Genomic DNA, 278 nt, shown 5'->3' with positions numbered 1-278 from the left:
CGCTCGACGGCATCGAGTACACACTCGACCGCAATGAAGGCACGAAGCTGCTGCATGGTGGAAGCGTCGGTTTTCATCGCGCGATATGGGACGTGAGCGAAGACAATGGGTCGCTGTTGATGCGGCTCGAGTCGCCGGAAGGCGATGCCGGTTTTCCAGGCAATGTCACCGCGCAAGTGCGCTACACGCTCGACGACGACGGCACCTTGACCATCGAATACGAGGCCATTGCCGACGCCGCGACGCCGCTCAATCTAACGAGTCATGGGTACTTCAAC

Annotated in this window: 1 pseudogene; it reads left to right on the top strand. The window is 59.7% G+C overall.

Features of this window, described 5'->3' with window-relative positions:
- Positions 1-278: pseudogene (locus tag SB822_RS56640) on the top strand (galactose-1-epimerase); the annotation flags it as partial.

This window comes from Paraburkholderia sp. SIMBA_054 (assembly GCF_046534875.1).
Taxonomy (GTDB): domain Bacteria; phylum Pseudomonadota; class Gammaproteobacteria; order Burkholderiales; family Burkholderiaceae; genus Paraburkholderia; species Paraburkholderia hospita.
This window is presented reverse-complemented; position numbering and strand designations above follow the sequence as displayed.